The sequence below is a fragment of the Gluconobacter sp. P5B12 genome (assembly GCF_018812035.1).
In the GTDB taxonomy this organism is placed as follows: Bacteria; Pseudomonadota; Alphaproteobacteria; order Acetobacterales; family Acetobacteraceae; genus Gluconobacter.
Genome location: NZ_JACRVV010000001.1, coordinates 636,238 through 652,911, shown reverse-complemented (window position 1 = coordinate 652,911; position 16,674 = coordinate 636,238). Strand labels below are relative to the sequence as shown.

The 16,674-nt window shown below is 56.7% G+C and carries 14 protein-coding genes; 7 read left to right on the top strand and 7 right to left on the bottom strand.

The window, feature by feature from the left end; translation table 11 throughout:
- The first annotated feature begins 99 nt into the window (after positions 1 to 99).
- Positions 100 to 3,024, top strand: coding sequence for an ATP-dependent DNA helicase (locus KP702_RS02955; RefSeq protein ID WP_215768474.1), 2,925 nt, complete (start codon positions 100 to 102; stop codon positions 3,022 to 3,024).
- 360 nt (positions 3,025 to 3,384) lie between these two features.
- Here the strand turns inward: KP702_RS02955 and KP702_RS02950 are convergent, their stop codons facing one another.
- From KP702_RS02950 to KP702_RS02935, 4 genes are all read right to left on the bottom strand, one after another.
- The gene (locus tag KP702_RS02950) at positions 3,385 to 6,306 is read right to left on the bottom strand and encodes a TonB-dependent receptor domain-containing protein (protein WP_215768473.1); all 2,922 of its coding nucleotides are present in this window, start codon (positions 6,304 to 6,306) and stop codon (positions 3,385 to 3,387) included.
- A gap of 253 nt (positions 6,307 to 6,559) precedes the next feature.
- Entirely contained in the window at positions 6,560 to 8,197 is a 1,638-nt protein-coding gene (gene groL, locus KP702_RS02945; protein WP_064274005.1) for a chaperonin GroEL, read from the bottom strand.
- A 51-nt stretch (positions 8,198 to 8,248) separates the two neighbouring features.
- A complete protein-coding gene (groES, locus tag KP702_RS02940; RefSeq protein ID WP_046899653.1) occupies positions 8,249 to 8,539 on the bottom strand; it encodes a co-chaperone GroES in 291 nt (96 codons plus the stop codon).
- Between the two features lie 129 nt (positions 8,540 to 8,668).
- Complete coding sequence (locus KP702_RS02935) at positions 8,669 to 8,863, bottom strand: DUF4169 family protein (RefSeq protein WP_202206587.1); 195 nt, start codon at positions 8,861 to 8,863, stop codon at positions 8,669 to 8,671.
- A gap of 42 nt (positions 8,864 to 8,905) precedes the next feature.
- Between KP702_RS02935 and KP702_RS02930 the strand changes: the two genes are divergently transcribed.
- From KP702_RS02930 to KP702_RS02920, 3 genes are read left to right on the top strand one after another with little or no spacing between them, the layout of a single operon-like run.
- Complete coding sequence (locus KP702_RS02930; RefSeq protein ID WP_202206586.1) at positions 8,906 to 9,619, top strand: dienelactone hydrolase family protein; 714 nt, start codon at positions 8,906 to 8,908, stop codon at positions 9,617 to 9,619.
- Positions 9,620 to 9,627: 8 nt separating this feature from the next.
- Positions 9,628 to 10,368 carry an SDR family oxidoreductase gene (locus KP702_RS02925; RefSeq protein ID WP_202206585.1) on the top strand — a complete coding sequence of 247 codons (741 nt, stop codon included), beginning with the start codon at positions 9,628 to 9,630 and terminating at the stop codon, positions 10,366 to 10,368.
- 2 nt (positions 10,369 to 10,370) lie between these two features.
- Entirely contained in the window at positions 10,371 to 10,757 is a 387-nt protein-coding gene (locus KP702_RS02920; protein ID WP_202206584.1) for a DUF2934 domain-containing protein, read from the top strand.
- Between the two features lie 46 nt (positions 10,758 to 10,803).
- Here KP702_RS02920 and KP702_RS02915 read toward each other — a convergent pair whose 3' ends face one another.
- Positions 10,804 to 11,694 (bottom strand): S-methyl-5'-thioadenosine phosphorylase, encoded by an 891-nt coding sequence (locus KP702_RS02915; RefSeq protein WP_099210368.1) that lies wholly within the window; start codon positions 11,692 to 11,694, stop codon positions 10,804 to 10,806.
- A 257-nt stretch (positions 11,695 to 11,951) separates the two neighbouring features.
- On the opposite strand from KP702_RS02915, the gene hemF reads away from it, so the two are divergent.
- Both hemF and KP702_RS02905 read left to right on the top strand, forming a co-directional pair.
- Complete coding sequence (gene hemF, locus KP702_RS02910; protein ID WP_215768472.1) at positions 11,952 to 12,869, top strand: oxygen-dependent coproporphyrinogen oxidase; 918 nt, start codon at positions 11,952 to 11,954, stop codon at positions 12,867 to 12,869.
- Complete coding sequence (locus KP702_RS02905; protein WP_237389860.1) at positions 12,869 to 13,957, top strand: hypothetical protein; 1,089 nt, start codon at positions 12,869 to 12,871, stop codon at positions 13,955 to 13,957. The genes hemF and KP702_RS02905 overlap by 1 nt, the downstream gene beginning before the upstream one ends.
- Positions 13,958 to 13,961: 4 nt before the next feature.
- Here KP702_RS02905 and KP702_RS02900 read toward each other — a convergent pair whose 3' ends face one another.
- The gene (locus tag KP702_RS02900; protein ID WP_099211080.1) at positions 13,962 to 14,540 is read right to left on the bottom strand and encodes a Smr/MutS family protein; all 579 of its coding nucleotides are present in this window, start codon (positions 14,538 to 14,540) and stop codon (positions 13,962 to 13,964) included.
- Positions 14,541 to 14,852: 312 nt separating this feature from the next.
- On the opposite strand from KP702_RS02900, the gene KP702_RS02895 reads away from it, so the two are divergent.
- Positions 14,853 to 15,059: a hypothetical protein gene (locus KP702_RS02895; RefSeq protein WP_202206581.1), complete on the top strand. Its 207-nt coding sequence runs from the start codon at positions 14,853 to 14,855 to the stop codon at positions 15,057 to 15,059.
- A 60-nt stretch (positions 15,060 to 15,119) separates the two neighbouring features.
- On the opposite strand, the gene KP702_RS02890 is transcribed toward KP702_RS02895, so the two are convergent.
- Positions 15,120 to 16,580, bottom strand: a complete 1,461-nt coding sequence (locus KP702_RS02890) for a cytochrome-c peroxidase (protein WP_202206580.1) — start codon at positions 16,578 to 16,580, stop codon at positions 15,120 to 15,122.
- Between the last annotated feature and the right edge of the window lie 94 nt (positions 16,581 to 16,674).

The window sequence follows — 16,674 nt, the reverse complement described above, 5'->3', positions numbered from 1 at the left end:
CTCCCGGCAGTGACATGACAGCATACGCAACCTCGTTCTTTCACGGTCTGTTCCTTAAAGCACTCGCTCGCTCCTATCCTTCCAGTTAGACTGACCGCAATGCCGCGCTTGCCATCTTTCCCATCTCCGTTTGACGCACCTGCTCTTGTCGCGAGACGAGGCCTGTCCTCCCTTTTGACACCCGATGGTGAGCTTCTGGATCTTCCCGCTGACGAAGTACGGGAGAAGCTGTCACAACTTCCTCCTCCGCTTCTTGTTCATGGCCCAGCAGCCCTGCGCGCCCTCGATCTTACGCCGCTGTCCCAGCCCGTCCCGTGGTTTGATCTTCTGGATCTGTTTCTGTTCGTGTGTCCCGCCACAACCGTCGCCCCCACACCGCGTGGACTGGCTATCGCACTTGGACTGACGCCACCAGAAATCACTACGGCGGACCTCCTGCCGCTGCTCTGCGAGACCCTTCTCGGCAAGTTACGGGAAAAAGCTGATACTCCTGAAGGAAAGCGCTTACGGGCCCTCCTGCTCCCGCTGACGCGCGCCGGCTGGATCTGGAGTGGCGAAGTGGCCGATGCCATTGGCTCCGCCTCCGATCCGGGCAGTGCGCACCCTTATGATGCCGTACGCGTCTGGCGCCGCCTGCCACGCTGGGAGGAAACAGCCCCCAGACCGGCTCCCGGCAGCCAGCCCGTTTCGCCGCAGGCCGCGCGTGAAAGACTACGCCAGATCCTTGGCAAGAATGCAGAAGCACGCCCCGGACAGGCTGACTTTGCGTCTGTTGCCACTGCGGCTTTCGAGCCCCGGGAAACGCTCGGATCACCCAATGTCGTACTTGCCGAAGCCGGAACAGGCACGGGAAAGACCCTTGGCTATATTGCGCCTGCAAGCCTGTGGGCCGAGCAGAATGATGGAGCCGTCTGGGTCAGCACTTACACGCGACATCTTCAAAGGCAGATCGAGCAGGAACTTCATCGTCTCTATCCCGATGAGGCAACGCTGAGACAAAAGGTCGTCGTCCGCAAAGGACGTGAGAACTACCTGTGCCTCCTGAATATGGAGGATCTGCTCAATGCCGCCACCTCTCGGGGGAATGACGGAGCAGCGGCCCTGCTACCCCTCAGTCTTCTCGCACGATGGGCTGAAGCGAGCCGCGACGGTGATCTGATGGGCGGCGACCTTCCGGGATGGTTCGGCGATCTCTTCGGCCAGGGTACGTTGCACGGTGTGGCAGACCGGCGTGGCGAATGCATCCATGCTGCGTGCCCGCATTACCAAACCTGTTTCGTGGAACATGGTATTCGTCGTGCCAGACAGGCAGATCTTGTCGTCGCCAATCATGCGCTTGTCATGTCGCAGGCGGCCTGGACTGCCCTCGCACCCCCCGGCCTCCCCGATGAAGATGCGACGCCAACGCGATATGTTTTCGATGAAGGACACCACGTCCCTGAAGCAGCAGACAGCGCGTTTGCCATGGTTCTGTCAGGGCTTGAAACAGCCGAACTCAGACGCTGGCTCTTGGGTGCAGAAGGAAGCCGATCCAGAGCACGCGGACTCCTGCGGCGCCTTGATGATCTGGTTGAACGTATTCCGACAATAGACGCTCCACTGCATGCCGTGCTGCAAGCAGCGCGAGCGCTACCAGCTCCGGGCTGGAGCGTAAGACTGAAAAACGGAATGGACGCGCCGGTTCCTCAGGAAGACGAAGCACCCGCGTTTCTCCCGCTCATGGCACCCGAGCCGGAACTGGACAACCCTGCCGAACTGTTTCTTCAGGCCCTCGACCATCAACTCAAAGCCCGACGCACCCAAGGCCCGCAACAGGACACCACATACATCTCCACCGAGTGCGATCTGCACCCCACGAATGATACAGTGCAAACGAGCGCAGTGGACTTGGCCAGAGCGTTGCGGCGCCTTCAAACCCCACTGATCCAGCTGACAAAACGGCTTGAAGCAACAGTAGAAGACGATCCGGAAATGGAAGCCCCCACGCGCCAGCGGATCGAGGCTTTCATCCGGACTTTGCATCGCCGCGCCATCAGCCGCGTTACAGGCTGGGTCGGAATGCTGGATGCCCTTCAGACGCCCCCTGAACCTGACCTGACACCCGTCCATATTGATTTCATCCGGACTGAACGTCTTCCCAGAACACGTGGGGCGCAGGGGGACCATGACGTTGGCCTCTATCGTCACTGGTTGGACCCGACAATTCCATTTGCGTCGACTATTCAGACCCCAGCTCACGGTCTGCTTTTGACATCTGCCACTTTACGCGATCAGACCGGCTCAGAAGATGGAGAAGAAAGCTGGCACGCGGCCGAGCTGCGGCTTGGGGCCACGCATTTCATGAAGCCACCAATCCGCGCTTCGCTCATGAGCCCGTTCGATTACGCCAAGCAGACACGCGCTTATGTTGTGACCGACGTTTCCGCCGAAATTGCGTCTCTTGCCCATGCATTTCGAGCACTATTCGAAGCAGCGGGTGGGGGAGCTCTTGGGCTTTTCACGGCAATCCGTCGGCTTCGCGAGGTCCATCGTCGCATTAACGAGCCGCTGGAGGCTCAGGGCTTCCCCGTATATGCCCAGCATGTTGATGCGATGGACAACGCGACACTCGTCGATGTCTTCCGCACGGAAACCCACAGTTGCTTATTGGGCACCGATGCTATGCGGGATGGTGTGGACGTTCCGGGAGAAGCATTACGCATGGTGGTGTTTGAAAAGACACCATGGCCGCGCCCGGATATCCTGCATCGCGAGAGACGCCGCCTTCTCTCTGAAGGACGACCTGGTGATTATGACGATCGCATTACCAGAATGCGCTTAAGACAGGCTTTCGGCCGCCTGATCCGGAGGGGCGACGACAGGGGTGTTTTCGTGATGCTTGATCGCCGAATGCCGTCTCGCCTGCTCTCAGCTTTCCCGAATGGTGTTGAGGTCCGCCGGCTAAGTCTAGCAGAGACCATCAGTGATATTGCGGAGTTTCTGCCCCCTCCGTTACCAACTTCTTCGAACGACAGTGTGACATAGAGAACGGCGATGTAAACTTCACCGCTTTGCTAGTGTGACCGGATAGTCAGAAGACCAGCGGTTCATGCCGCACAGGAAGTTCCAGCTCTTCTAACCAGCTGTTTCAGTGCCCGTCTTCCGAGAAGACGACGCCGTAGCCACAGCAGCTGGCACACTTCAAATTCTTCCCCCATTTTGGCCAGACAGAGCCGCCTTTTGCTGGAAGAGCAGAAGGTTGGATGCGCCCTAAACGATTTTTTCTACCACGCATTTTTGAACAAAGTACAAGCAGAAGATTCAAAGACCGCTAAAAGAAAAAACCCGCAGTCCCATAAGAAGCTGCGGGTTTTGCTTTGTCATTTGGTCAAATGACAGTCGAACTTAGAAGTCTTTGCTGATCTGCAACCAGAAATTACGTCCGATAACGAACGACGAATAGGTCGAAGCGTCGGTATTCGTTGCGCCATCAGGGAAGAATGGCGGAGCCTTGTCCGTGATATTGTTGATACCCCCCGTGAAGTTCCACGAGTTGTAGCGGTAGCCGAGGGCAATGTCCTGCTGCACCATTGCGGGTGCCTTTACACGACCATACCCATCAGACATCTGCATGAACGACGAGGTGTCGTTGTAATGCAGGCCACCGGTGTAGTTTGCCATATAAGTGAACGAAAACCGACCATGCTGCCATGTCGCGGTGGCATAATCACGCCAGCGCGGGTTGGATGTGCCGTTCGGGTAATAGATCGCGTTGGTGTAGTGATAATACGGGCCGCCCGGCGTCTGCTGCTGGGAGAAATTGACCAGATTCTGCAAGTTATTGCTAATCGTAATGGAATCCATGCTTGTCAGACGGATCCGATAGTCAAAATCCCAGTCAATACCACTTGTGTTCATAGTACCCAGGTTCTGACCTACAGCCATGACCTGCGCAATCTGTCCGTTAGCTGAGCGACTTACCAAGTTGCAAAGCGCAGTATTGGAGCCGTCGTAACAGTTATTTAGAATATAGTTCGTTGAAAGTGAGCCAACCGTAGAACTGACATTGTAATGCCAGAACGTCACCGAGGTAGACAGGTTCGGGATCCAGCGCGGCGTCAGAACTGCACCAAATGTGTAAGTCCTGCCCGCTTCAGGGCGTAGCTTTGTATTACCACCCTGAATAGTCGCCACCTGCCCTGCACCTTGCTGTGTAAACGTGGCAGGATTCGCCACGCCTGCCCTCATGCAGCTGGCAACGACAACCGGATTAGAGGCTCCAGCGCATGGATCAAGCGATGTCTCGTAGCTCAAGGCCTGCGCACCGTAAAGCTCATTAACATTAGGCTGGCGGAACGAGGTTCCGATCGTACCGCGGAAACGGATATCACGCGTCGGAGCCCAGTCGATGGAAGCCTTCCAGTTCTTGACGCCTCCAAACGTGTTGTAGGACGAATAGCGACCCTGAGCGTCAACGGTCAGATCTTTAGCGAGGAAAGCGTTCTTGAGAAGCTGCGCCTTCCCTTCGAGGTAACCTTCCGTCACGTTGAAACCGCCTGACGTCACGCCCTGCGGGTTCGTCAGCGCCGTCCCTGCCTGGATAGCCGGGTCCGGTGTATAGGTCAGCTGTTCGCCGCGATGCTCCATACCCATCGCGATACCGACATCGCCACCATTAGCCCACGGCATCTTCACGACATGATCGTTATGGATACGCAGGTTAAGATCACGAAGCTGATAATGGCCATGCGTCGTGGTATTAAGGTTGGAGTACTGTGCAGCAGCGGGGGAAAGCGAGGAGAATGGGCTTCCCGCCACACAATTCGGCGTCGATGCACACAGATTGGAATTATACGTCATGCCAGAATCCGGATCGCCGAAGTTCGTCGGCTCCAGACCATAGCTGTTCAGCAGGGCCGGATAGCTGCCCATGTTGCTCTGCTGGTAGGTATACATATTTGAGCCATACGTATACGAGATGTCGTATTTCCAGCCTTTGTAGATCACGCCCTGTGCGCCAACCTTGGCCGTTAGCGTGTCGCTGGCTGTCTGCGTCTCACGAGGGCCCCACTCATTATAGCGGCGAAGCATCTGGAGATCCTCACCCGTCGTGTTGCCTGGGTAGTTCGACGGGATGGTGACGGACGTCGGGTAAGGCCCGGTTGCAGACAGTCCACCCTGCACAGGCTCAGCTGCCATGTTGGTCATGGAGTTCGAATGTGAGTACATCACATTCGAATAGAGCGAGAAATGTTCGTTAACGTCGTAATGCGCGTCACCATTCAGGGTGGCATCCTGAAGGTTGTTTGTCAGGGATGTGTCGCGCGCAAAATTGTAGCGCCTTGTTCCCGGAACCAGATTGCCGTTCAGATCACTCCGGTAGGCATTTTCGGCACCAAAGAACGAGCCATATGGCGAGTAGCTCGATCCAAACCGGTTCTGGGAAGGATCAGCATCATTTCCGATCTGGATGTTATTTCGTGACCAGGAACGGTTGCGCTGACGCACCCCACCTTGCGTCATGTATTGACCGAACACGGTGACGTTACCCTTGCCGTGGTCGAAGTTGAACCCCTTAAAGCCGGAAATTACGCCCTGCGGCGCATCACCATGCCCCGTGATTCCACCGCGTATCGTGATGTTGCCGGTATCCAGATCGTGACGCAGCTTAATGTTGATGACGCCTGACACCGCGTCCGCACCATAAAGCTCTGAACCACCATCCTTCAGGATTTCGACACTCGCCACCTGCTGGATGGGAACAGCATTCATATCAAAACATGACGTCTGACTGTTCAGCGTGGCGCGCTTTCCGTCGATCAGAACGAGAACGCGGTTCGTACCAAGGTTACGAATATCCGTGCAGCTGACACCACCACCACCGTTGGTGTCAGTGTTCTGCTGGCTGCTGGAGCCTACCGACGGCAGACGCTGAAAAAAATCGGAAAGTGTTGTCGCACCCGTCTGCTGGATTTGCTTAGAAGTAACGATCTGCACCGGGTTGGCGTTGGTGTTGTTTGAGGTTCCCAAAGCCGAACCGGTAACAACCACGCTCTCCTGCGTTCCAGAATCAATGGAACGAACAGCGTGAGATCGATTGACCGCTACAGGCGCAGCAAACTGCGGAGCTGCGACTGGACGAGCCAGCGATGCCGGAGCGGTTGTTGCAGGCGTCGCAGCAGAACGCACCGGACTATGAGTCACAGTCTTGTGGCGCACATGTGAGGAGGTGTGAGTGCTTTCGGTTGCAGCATAAGCAACGCTCGAAAGCGCCCCCATCCCCAGCACCGATGCGCAAAGTAACGTATTGCGACGCGATACGATCATAATGAAACGAAATCCTTCTAAAGGCAGTGACGCCCTTTAGACATTTCATTGCGAAAGTGTCACCCCAACTTCCAACGCATTAGATTGTTACGTGATGGTTTTGTGACAAGCGTTGCATAAGGGTCACATATGTGTCGGACGCATATCAAAATAAGTCAAAAAAAAACCGCCCCACCCTGAGGTGAGACGGCTTTTTTGTATCTATTCGACACACTCCCCGGCTTTTGACAGCCGGGAAATCTGAAGCGTTGGATCAGAAATCCATGTCGCCCATGCCGCCCATGCCACCTGGAGCAGCCGGAGCCTTCTTCTCAGGGCGTTCGGCAACCATGGCTTCCGTCGTGATCAGCAGACCACCAACCGAAGCGGCATCCTGCAGAGCCGTACGAACAACCTTCGTCGGGTCGATGATACCTGCGCCAACCAGGTCCTTGTACTCAGCGTTCTGAGCATCAAAGCCGAAGTTGTAGGTGTCGTTCTCGAGCACCTTGCCAGCGATCACGGCGCCGTCTTCACCAGCGTTCTCAGCGATCTGACGCAGCGGCGTCTGAAGCGCCTTGCGAACGATCTCGCCACCGATACGCTGATCGTCGTTATCGAAGGTCAGACCCTTCAGAGCAACGGAAGCGCGGGCAAGAGCCGTACCACCACCCGGGACAATGCCTTCTTCAACAGCGGCGCGGGTAGCGTGCAGGGCGTCGTCAACGCGATCCTTGCGCTCCTTCACCTCAACTTCACTGCTGCCACCGACGCGGATGACGGCAACGCCACCAGCCAGCTTTGCAAGACGCTCCTGGAGCTTCTCACGATCGTAGTCAGAGGTTGTTTCTTCAACCTGAGCGCGGATCTGGTTGCAACGACCCTTGATGTCGTCGCTGTTGCCAGCGCCTTCAACGATCGTGGTGTTTTCCTTCTCGATGTGAACCTTCTTAGCGCGGCCCAGCATGTCGAGGGTAACGGATTCCAGCTTGATCCCGATGTCTTCGGAGATGACCTGGCCACCCGTCAGGATCGCGATGTCTTCCAGCATGGCCTTGCGACGGTCACCGAAGCCCGGAGCCTTGACGGCAGCGATCTTCAGGCCACCACGCAGCTTGTTCACGACCAGCGTGGCAAGTGCTTCACCATCGACGTCTTCAGCGATGATCATCAGCGGACGACCGGACTGTACGACGCTCTCGAGCAGCGGCAGCATCGGCTGAAGCGAAGACAGCTTCTTTTCATGGATCAGGATGTACGGCGCATCGAGATCAGCCGTCATCTTCTCCGGGTTCGTCACGAAGTACGGGGAGATGTAGCCGCGGTCGAACTGCATGCCCTCGACAACGTCGAGTTCCGTGTGCAGACCCTTGGCTTCTTCAACCGTGATGACGCCCTCGGAGCCGACCTTCTGCATGGCAGAAGAGATCATCTCACCGATTTCACGCTCACCGTTGGAGGAGATCGTACCGACCTGAGCGATTTCCTCCGGGGAGGTCATCTTCTTGCTGTTCTTCTTCAGCTCTTCAACAACGACGAGGACAGCCTTGTCGATGCCGCGCTTCAGGTCCATCGGGTTCATGCCAGCGGCAACAGCCTTGGCACCTTCGCGGATGATTGCCTGAGCAAGAACCGTGGACGTCGTCGTGCCGTCACCAGCCAGGTCGTTCGTACGGGACGCAACTTCGCGTACCATCTGAGCGCCCATGTTCTCGAACTTGTCAGCCAGTTCGATTTCCTTGGCGACAGACACACCGTCCTTGGTGATGCGCGGTGCGCCGAAGCTCTTGTCGAGAACAACGTTACGACCCTTCGGGCCCAGCGTTACCTTGACGGCATTTGCAAGAATATCAACGCCACGCAGCATACGGTCGCGGGCGTCGGCACCAAACTTAACTTCCTTGGCAGCCATGTTCTTAATCTCCTGTTGAGGTTTTTAACGAGAGGAAACGGGGACGGCTTTTCAGCCGATCACACCCATGATGTCGCTCTCTTTCATGATCAGCAGCTCTTCACCGTTGATCTTCACCTCGGTGCCGGACCACTTGCCGAACAGCACCTTGTCGCCTGCCTTGACGTCGAGAGCCACGATCTGGCCCTGCTCGTTCCGGGCGCCCGGGCCTACGGAAACGATCTCGCCTTCGGTCGGCTTGTCCTTGGCGGTGTCAGGGATGATGATGCCGCCAGCGGTCTTTTCTTCACCGGTCAGGCGGCGGACTACAACGCGGTCATGCAGGGGACGAAATGTCGTCATGGATCGCTCCATTTTAGGCCGTGCCCTTCTACAAAGCGACGCGGCCGGGTTACGCGCTCAATTACTGCAGCGCAGTTGGCACTCCCATATCGAGAGTGCCAAGAGAGGTAGTGCCGCCACCCGTTTTCGTCAAGAACCATCGCCCTCGGCAGAAAAAATTTTCTTTCCGTCTAACAGGGCCTCGGAACGCCTTTTCTCCAGCATATCCGCCATTTTTTGACCTTTCGTTCTGCCATGAAGACGACGATTGGTCTCAGCTTCCTTCGCATCCTCTGCGGACTTGCGGCGTTTGCGTTCCCGACGGAGATTGATGACGTCGCTCATGGCATCTGCCTTTCCGGCGTTACAGAGACTGGACAGAAATCAATGGACCACAAGCATTCCCAAGAAAAGACCGAGGGCCGCATGATTCGCCTCAAGGCAGCAGACGGTCACGAATTCGAGGCATGGGAGACGGGCTCCCCCGAATCCGCACGCTCCATTGTCGTCGTGCAGGAAATTTTTGGCCTGACCGGACACATCAGGGACGTCTGCTCTGATCTGGCTCAGCAGGGCTTCCATGTTCTGGCCCCTGCCCTCTTTGACCGCGTTAAACCCCATACGGTTCTGGCGTACAACGAGACTGGCCTAAAGGAAGGGCTGGAATTTCGAAGTGGCATTTCGCCAGATCTGATCCAGCAGGATCTGGAAGCCTGCGCGCAGAAACTGAGACAGGATGATGGTCACCGCCCAGTCGGGATTATCGGCTTCTGCTGGGGCGGCCTCATCGCCTGGCTGGCTGCGACACGGACGCACCACTTTAATGCTGCCGTGGGATGGTATGGCGGCGGTATTGCCAACCATTGTGACACAGCCCCGCATTGCCCGACGCAGCTCCATTTTGGTGGAGAAGATGCGTCTATTCCGCCAGGCGACGTTCAGAAAATTCGCGCAAGCCGCCCGGAAGTCGAGGTCTTCCTCTATGACCAGGCTGGACATGGCTTTGGGTGCCCCGAACGTTCCAGCTTCAATCAGGATGCCCGTGATCTGGCCTGGAGCCGGAGCGTTGCGTTTCTGAAGCATCACATCAAGCGTGCGTGAGGCCTGACATGGAAGGCATTGCAGGAAAAATTGTTCTCATTACAGGCGGCAGCAGCGGCCTTGGTGAAGCAACCGCGCGTTATCTCGCAGCACGAGGGGCTTACGTTGCTATTGCCGCCCGGCGCCGGGACCGACTGGACGAAATTGTCTCCGAACTCGAAGCACTTGGCCAAACTGCACGGGCCTACACACTGGATGTCACAAACCGCCAGAACGTTGCCGACGTTGTAAAAGCCGTTGAGCAGGACTTCGGACGTCTTGATGTCCTCGTGAACAATGCCGGGCTTATGGCGATTGCCCCCATGAAACGACTGATGGTCGACGAATGGGACCGGATGATCGACATCAACATCAAAGGCGTTCTTTACGGCATTGCCGCAGCACTACCGATCTTTGAGCGTCAGAAATCGGGACATGTCATTAACCTGTCCTCGGTTGCCGGGATCAAGGTCTTCGCCCCTGGAGGCACCGTCTATTCAGGAACGAAGTTTGCCGTGCGGGCCATTAGCGATGGCCTCCGGCAGGAGGCTGGCAACGCGTTTCGCGTTACGTCTATCGAACCGGGCGCAGTGGAGAGCGAACTCAAAGCGGGCAGCGGCGACAGCGAAAGTCGTCAGCATGTTGAAGCGTTCTACAAGATTGCAATTCCGGCGGAATCCGTGGCGAGGGCCATCGCTTTCGCTATCTCACAACCTGACGACGTGGACATCAACGAGATTGTCCTGCGCCCAACCCTTCAGGAGTTCTGATCATGAGCAACAACCCACTCGAAGCAGATCCAAAACGTGACGCAGCAATCCGCCGCGAAGCCAAGTTACTGTGGGAAGCTGACGGCAAGCCAGACGGCGGCCCTGAAGCCTATCTGGATAAAGCAACGGACCTGATCTCCATCAAGGGCGTTCCAGAGGGCACGCCTGTTGAAGATCTGCCATCGCCAGAGTTGGCAGATGTTCAGATCGAAGACCCGCGCTTACAGGAAAACCTCGGGGAATTTCCTGAACGCAGTACGGATCAGGGTGACCATCGCCATTTCCCTGTCGCGGATCGCAAGGAAGAACGCGAACTGTTGGATGACCCTAGCACCGATGCGGGCCAGCCAGGCTACGCTCAGATTGACGAGAAGCAGGAAGGGCACTGACTGCCCTTCCCTACTGCCACCCGTTTTTACGCGGGCGGCAATCAACTCAGGCTTTGTTCAGAACGCGACCGGCAACAGCATCCAGTTTGGCGACAAGTGCCGGATCACGCTTTTCAGGTGCCGTGATAATCGCAAAATCAAGCGCACGCTCGGCGGAAAGATCAAGCGGGCGCTTCTGACCCAGAACGGGGATCACAGCCTTCACGAGGCGACGGGCGTTATCCGCATTCCCCTTCATGACCTTTACCACGCCTTCAACAGTGACGCTGTCATGCTCGGTGTGCCAGCAGTCATAATCCGTGACCATGGCCACAGTGGCGTAGGTCATCTCGGCTTCACGGGCGAGCTTGGCTTCTGGCATGTTGGTCATGCCAACAACCGAACAACCCCATGACCGGTAGAGCTCACTCTCGGCACGCGTCGAGAACTGTGGCCCTTCCATGACGATGTAGGTTCCACCACGCGTGACCGGAATATCGAGCTTGCGGGATTCTGCTTCCAGCACATCCAGCAGACGAGCAGACACCGGGTCCGCCATGCCGACATGAGCCACACATCCAGTCTCAAAGAAGCTTTTTTCGCGCGCGAAGCTGCGATCAATGAACTGATCGACAAGCACGAAACGACCTGGCGGGAGTTCTTCCTTTAAAGAGCCGACAGCTGAAAGAGACAGAATATCCGTCACGCCTGAGCGCTTGAGAGCATCAATATTTGCGCGGAAATTCAGACGTGAGGGCGGGATCGGATGACCACGACCATGACGGGGCAGGAAGACGCACTTGATGCCTTCAAACGTTCCGAAAAGGAGCTCGTCAGAGGTTTCGCCCCAAGGTGTTTCAACTCGGCGCCATTCCTTGTTTTCCAGACCGTCAATATCATAGAGGCCGGAGCCACCAATAACGCCGATAACCGGCTGAATTTCTGTTTCCGAAGACATGATTGTTCAGTCCGCCCCTGATGAACATGTTTGAGGACTGTTCAGGAACACGAGACGGAAGATTGGCGCAAGTCTCCGCTGATCCGTGTCGAAAAAAAATCACGCAGGCATTTACGGAGTGGCAAGATGCTCTCTGCCATCATCGCGCCACAGAACGGCAGCAGACATGCAGCCAGCCAACTGTTCGTCTCGAGCGCAATTTGCTAGGACACTCCGCGTAACAAGAATTCGTCCTTAGGATGGTAGGGGAGAGAAAAATGGACCAGATCAGCCCCGTTTTTGCTGAACTCGTTCGCCCGGATGTGCCTCATGATACGCTGAAGCGTGAGGCGAAGGCCTGGTTTGAATCTCTCCGGGACCGGATCTGCGCGTCCTACGAGCAACTTGAAGACGAAGCCGTTGAGGGTGTCTCGCAGGTTCTGCGAGACCGCACGAAAGCCGGCCGCTTCACTCGGACGGCATGGAGCAGACCGGAAGGCGGTGGCGGCGTCATGTCCGTCATGCGTGGACGCGTCTTTGAAAAGGTTGGCGTCAACGTCTCCACGGTGTGGGGTGAATTCTCTCCCGAATTCCGCAAGAACATTCCGGGTGCATCTGAAGACCCGCGCTTCTTTGCGACAGGCGTTTCCCTCGTTGCTCATCCCTGCAATCCGCATGTCAGTGCCGCGCATTTCAATACGCGCATGATCATCACGACCAAAGGCTGGTTCGGCGGCGGTGGAGACATCACTCCAATGTTCCCCGACAGCGCCGAAGCCCGCAGTGACGCCGACTACTTTCACAAGATGTTCGAAGCGGCCTGCAACAAACATGATCCGGAACACTATCCGCGCTTCAAGGAATGGTGTGACCGGTACTTCCATTTGCATCACCGTGACGAACCCCGCGGTCTGGGCGGCATCTTTTACGATCAGTTCTCGACTGGCAGCCTTGAAGGTGACTTCGCCTTTACGAAAGACATCGGCATGGCTTTCCACGACGCCTACCCTGCCGTTGTTCGTCGCCGCATGTTTACTCCCTGGACGGATGCAGACCGAGACGCACAGTTGATCCGCCGCGGCCGCTATGTGGAATTCAATTTGCTGCATGACCGCGGAACCCTGTTTGGCCTAAAAACCGGCGGGAACACGGAAGCAATCCTGATGAGCATGCCTCCGGAAGTCCGCTGGCCGTGATGTTCCGCTCCCCGACCCGCCGTGACTGCCTGAAAGGGCTGGCCCTGCTCGGTGCCGGAAGCGCCATGCCTTCTCTGGTGGCCCGTGCCGCCGATCTGCCTGACGCACATCTCCTTCTTGGCGGAACACTAGCGTCTATCCAGGGGCAATTCGGGGAACTCGCTGCGGGAGTCATTTCCCGCACGTTGGGGCTCGACGCCCCACTCGAAATCACTCCTGACATTGGTCAGGATGGGGTGCGCGCTGCCAATCTTTTCGATGCCAACAGCGCCCCGGATGGAAGCACGGCCCTGATTGCACCGGGAAGTGCCCTGCTCGCCTCCCTAACAGGGGACTCTCGCGTCCACTATGATTTCGCACGGTGGATTCCCCTTCTGACGGCTCACACGACAACTATCGTGATTGCGCGTGCGGAACTGCACAAAACGCTCCGCAGTCGCCTGAAGGGATTTTTCCACGATCATCCGGTCCGCTTGGCTGTTTCTCGCCCAACAGGGACCGAACTCGACGCGCTGCTAGGACTGACGTTACTGGGTCTACGCCCTATTCCAGTGTCCGGCTTCAGCCGGACGGAAGATGCACTGGAAGCGCTCGCGAACAATCAGGTCGATGCTGTTCAGGTGCTTCCGTATACACTTGATGTCCCGGTAGAGGCCATTCTAGCCAAACTGCCGCCAGGCACAGCACCGCTCTACCATACCGGTGACCTGTCAGACACCGGATCAGACACGATCCCCAATTTTCTGGAAGCCTATCAGGAGGCCCGGCGGCGGCCACCGGAAGGAGCGCTATACCGGGCATGGCAGGCGGTCTCCGCAAGCACCTACACAGCCCTGACCGTTGCCCTTCCCATGCTCACCCCACCAGACATGGTAAAAAGCTGGAAAAAGGCCTGCTGGGACGCAGCTGTAGATCCTACCGTGCGCCACTGGGCGGAAAAACACCATTTCATGCTGGCTGCAGGCGACAACGCTGCGCCCTTCCTCTCTAGGGCAACGCCTGATATTGGCGCGATCCTTGCTCTAAGACGCTGGATTGCCATGAATACGCCCCGCTGGCGCATCGGCCAAGAAACGCGACCGCTCTGACCTTTTACCGACGCTTTGTCCGCAGCAAAATCCGGACGGAGCCATGGTTGGCAGCATGAGGGTGGACAACGGCAAGTACCATGGGCCGGATGTCTGCCCTCTGGAGCCATAATGGCAGCTCTCGACGGATCAGCCCGCTCGTGGCGCCGCTCCCCAGCCCTGTCACGACTTCGACGCACCGCCAGTTTCGTGCTTTGGCGCGATGCATGAAGTCCAGCAGGCGCTCAAAAGCGTCCTGCACAATATATCCATGCAGATCCAGCTTCGCATCGACCTTAAGCTCGCCCCTAGAAAGGCGCTTCCAGCTCGTATCATCCAGACCAGGTGATCGAACACCGACCCGCAGATCCTGCGGTCTTGGTCGACGAAGAACTGGACGCGCCAAAAGAGCGCGGAATGACAGGTCCTGTTCAGAGGGTGGAGGCGAAACAAGCGGAACCCGAGCAGGCTTTACCGCTTCGACTTTTGGCGTGGGTGGCGGAACGGGTTTGGATTTGGGTCTGGAAGGGTGTAGCGGCACGATGTCGCGCACGACCATGCGCCACAGGCTTTCCTCCTCCTCTTTCAGAACCCGTTTTGCCACCAAAGAACCCCACCTGACCTGACTCAGTCTTGCATCCCGCAAATAACCTGCACTGCGTGTAACTGTTTCCATGCCGATCGAACAATGGAAAAGACGTAATTTCAGGCCTCTCGCAATTTTGGCATCAGGCTCTTCTTCAGAACGTTCGGTCCTACAACTCTATGACTGGCTAAGGTGGCACTGCCCGCTCACGAGAGATCCGAACATTTCAGGCGCAGTATCAATTCAGAAAGAGACCATTATTTTTGTCCGAGCTGCGCCTTGTAGAACCGTCAGCAGCGTTCCCAAGTCTTCTCATGAAGGAGACAGACCGTGAGTAAACTGACCAAAGAAGAGCGAGACAGCCTACCCGACGATGAATTCGGCCTTCCTGAAAAAAGGGCCTACCCCGTCGACACAAAGGCTCGGGCACGAAATGCGAAAGCGCGCGCAACGCAGGAGCTTGAACGCGGTCTCCTGACGCCGGAAGAAAGAAATGAAATTGATCAGGCGGCAGATTGCAAATTACAGGAAGAATAACCCAGAATCAGAAACGGCCCCGAATTTCTTCGGAGCCGCTCGCTGACGTCATTGGAACATTCAGTTGGCTTGCGCGTCCCGAAGGGGCGCATCTGCCGGAACATCCTTGAGCGGAATGCCCTGATACTTTCCTGTCAGAGTTTTCAGGAAGGCCACAATGTCTGTAACATCCTGTTCTGTGATGTCATGATCGGGCGTCTCATAACGGGCCATGGCACGAACCGCAGCGTCCAGCGTCTTTGCTGATCCGTCATGGAACCACGGGCCTGTCAGTTCCACGTTCCGCAGGTTGGGGACCTTGAAACGCTCACGATCAGACGGATTGTTCGTGAAGGCAAAGCGACCATCGTCCACAGCCGTCAGCTTGGTGTGACGGTCCTCGAAATACGGCCCTTCCAGACCCAGAATTTCGTAAGCGTCTCCACCGACCGCAACACCGCTATGGCAGCCCGAGCAGCCAATTGCCTTAAAGCGTTCATAGCCACGCTTTTCCTGAGCCGTAATCGCGTCTGCCTTGCCCTTCAGGTACAGGTCAAAGCGGCTGTCTGGGGTTATCAGTGTTTTTTCATATTCGGCGATCGCGTCCGTCACCGTGTTCTTGGTGATATCGTCCGAACCATAGATGGCCGTGAACTGGTCAGCATATCCAGGCTCAGCACGCACACGATCGGCAACGGATGCCCAGTCATGGGATCCCATTTCCAGCGGGTTCATCACTGGGCCTGCAGCTTGCTCAGCCAGATCCTTGGCACGACCGTTCCAGAACTGACCGATATTGAAGACGGAATTGTAAACCGTCGGTACGTTAATCGGGCCGGTCTGACCATTAATGCCGGTCGCCGTGGTCTGATTATCCACACCGCCCTTGTTCAGGCCATGGCAGCTCGCACAGTTGAGCTGGCCATTCCCTGAAAGCTGCTTGTCGAAGAACAGGGTCCGGCCCAGTTCAGCCTTTTTCCAGTCTACGGCAATTGTTTCCGGGATCGGCTGAAGGACTTCGCCACGGAATCCTGGCGCCACATCAGAGCTGGCGTAATAGCGCTCACGCTGATCACGTACCCACTTCAGAATGTCCGCACGCTGTTTCTCGTCCAGATGAGCATGGGGATGCATCGTCAGGTAAGCCGCAGGCGGCATACGGTTCTGAACAATCACTTCCTCAATACGGGAAAGCTGCTCGACCGATGGCGGCTTGCCCTGCTGGAATGCTTCAATGATCGGCGCAAACTCAAAATGACGCTGCCCCTGCTCCAGATCACGGCTCATAATCTGATTGGCGAGCGGCAGTTTGAAGTAGAATGGCAGATCGGCGTTGCGCGTGTGGCAGTAGTCACAACGGACTTCCTGAAACGCTGCAAACGCTGTCATGGCGATAGGGTCATGCCGTGTGGGGCTGCTCGCGGGAAGCTGCGGCGCACCAGCATGATCGAAATGCTCAAGATAGGTGACTGTTCCGCCCCAGGCGACAACGCCCAGTGCCACCAGACCGGCAATTCCTTTGGTAATTGTGCTGCGACGCACCGCAAATCTCCTCACTGTCACGAGAATGTGAGGTTTGGAGATTGTAACACAAGAAGTCAAAACGATTGATCCTGTCAGACCTACAGGTCTGACC

What these genes read in the sequence shown, in the direction of transcription:
- KP702_RS02955 (WP_215768474.1), top strand. Translation starts at nt 100, where the DNA reads ATGCCGCGCTTGCCATCTTTCCCATCTCCGTTTGACGCACCTGCTCTT.
- KP702_RS02950 (WP_215768473.1), bottom strand. Translation starts at nt 6,306, where the DNA reads ATGATCGTATCGCGTCGCAATACGTTACTTTGCGCATCGGTGCTGGGG.
- groL (WP_064274005.1), bottom strand. Translation starts at nt 8,197, where the DNA reads ATGGCTGCCAAGGAAGTTAAGTTTGGTGCCGACGCCCGCGACCGTATG.
- groES (WP_046899653.1), bottom strand. Translation starts at nt 8,539, where the DNA reads ATGACGACATTTCGTCCCCTGCATGACCGCGTTGTAGTCCGCCGCCTG.
- KP702_RS02935 (WP_202206587.1), bottom strand. Translation starts at nt 8,863, where the DNA reads ATGAGCGACGTCATCAATCTCCGTCGGGAACGCAAACGCCGCAAGTCC.
- KP702_RS02930 (WP_202206586.1), top strand. Translation starts at nt 8,906, where the DNA reads ATGGACCACAAGCATTCCCAAGAAAAGACCGAGGGCCGCATGATTCGC.
- KP702_RS02925 (WP_202206585.1), top strand. Translation starts at nt 9,628, where the DNA reads ATGGAAGGCATTGCAGGAAAAATTGTTCTCATTACAGGCGGCAGCAGC.
- KP702_RS02920 (WP_202206584.1), top strand. Translation starts at nt 10,371, where the DNA reads ATGAGCAACAACCCACTCGAAGCAGATCCAAAACGTGACGCAGCAATC.
- KP702_RS02915 (WP_099210368.1), bottom strand. Translation starts at nt 11,694, where the DNA reads ATGTCTTCGGAAACAGAAATTCAGCCGGTTATCGGCGTTATTGGTGGC.
- hemF (WP_215768472.1), top strand. Translation starts at nt 11,952, where the DNA reads ATGGACCAGATCAGCCCCGTTTTTGCTGAACTCGTTCGCCCGGATGTG.
- KP702_RS02905 (WP_237389860.1), top strand. Translation starts at nt 12,869, where the DNA reads ATGTTCCGCTCCCCGACCCGCCGTGACTGCCTGAAAGGGCTGGCCCTG.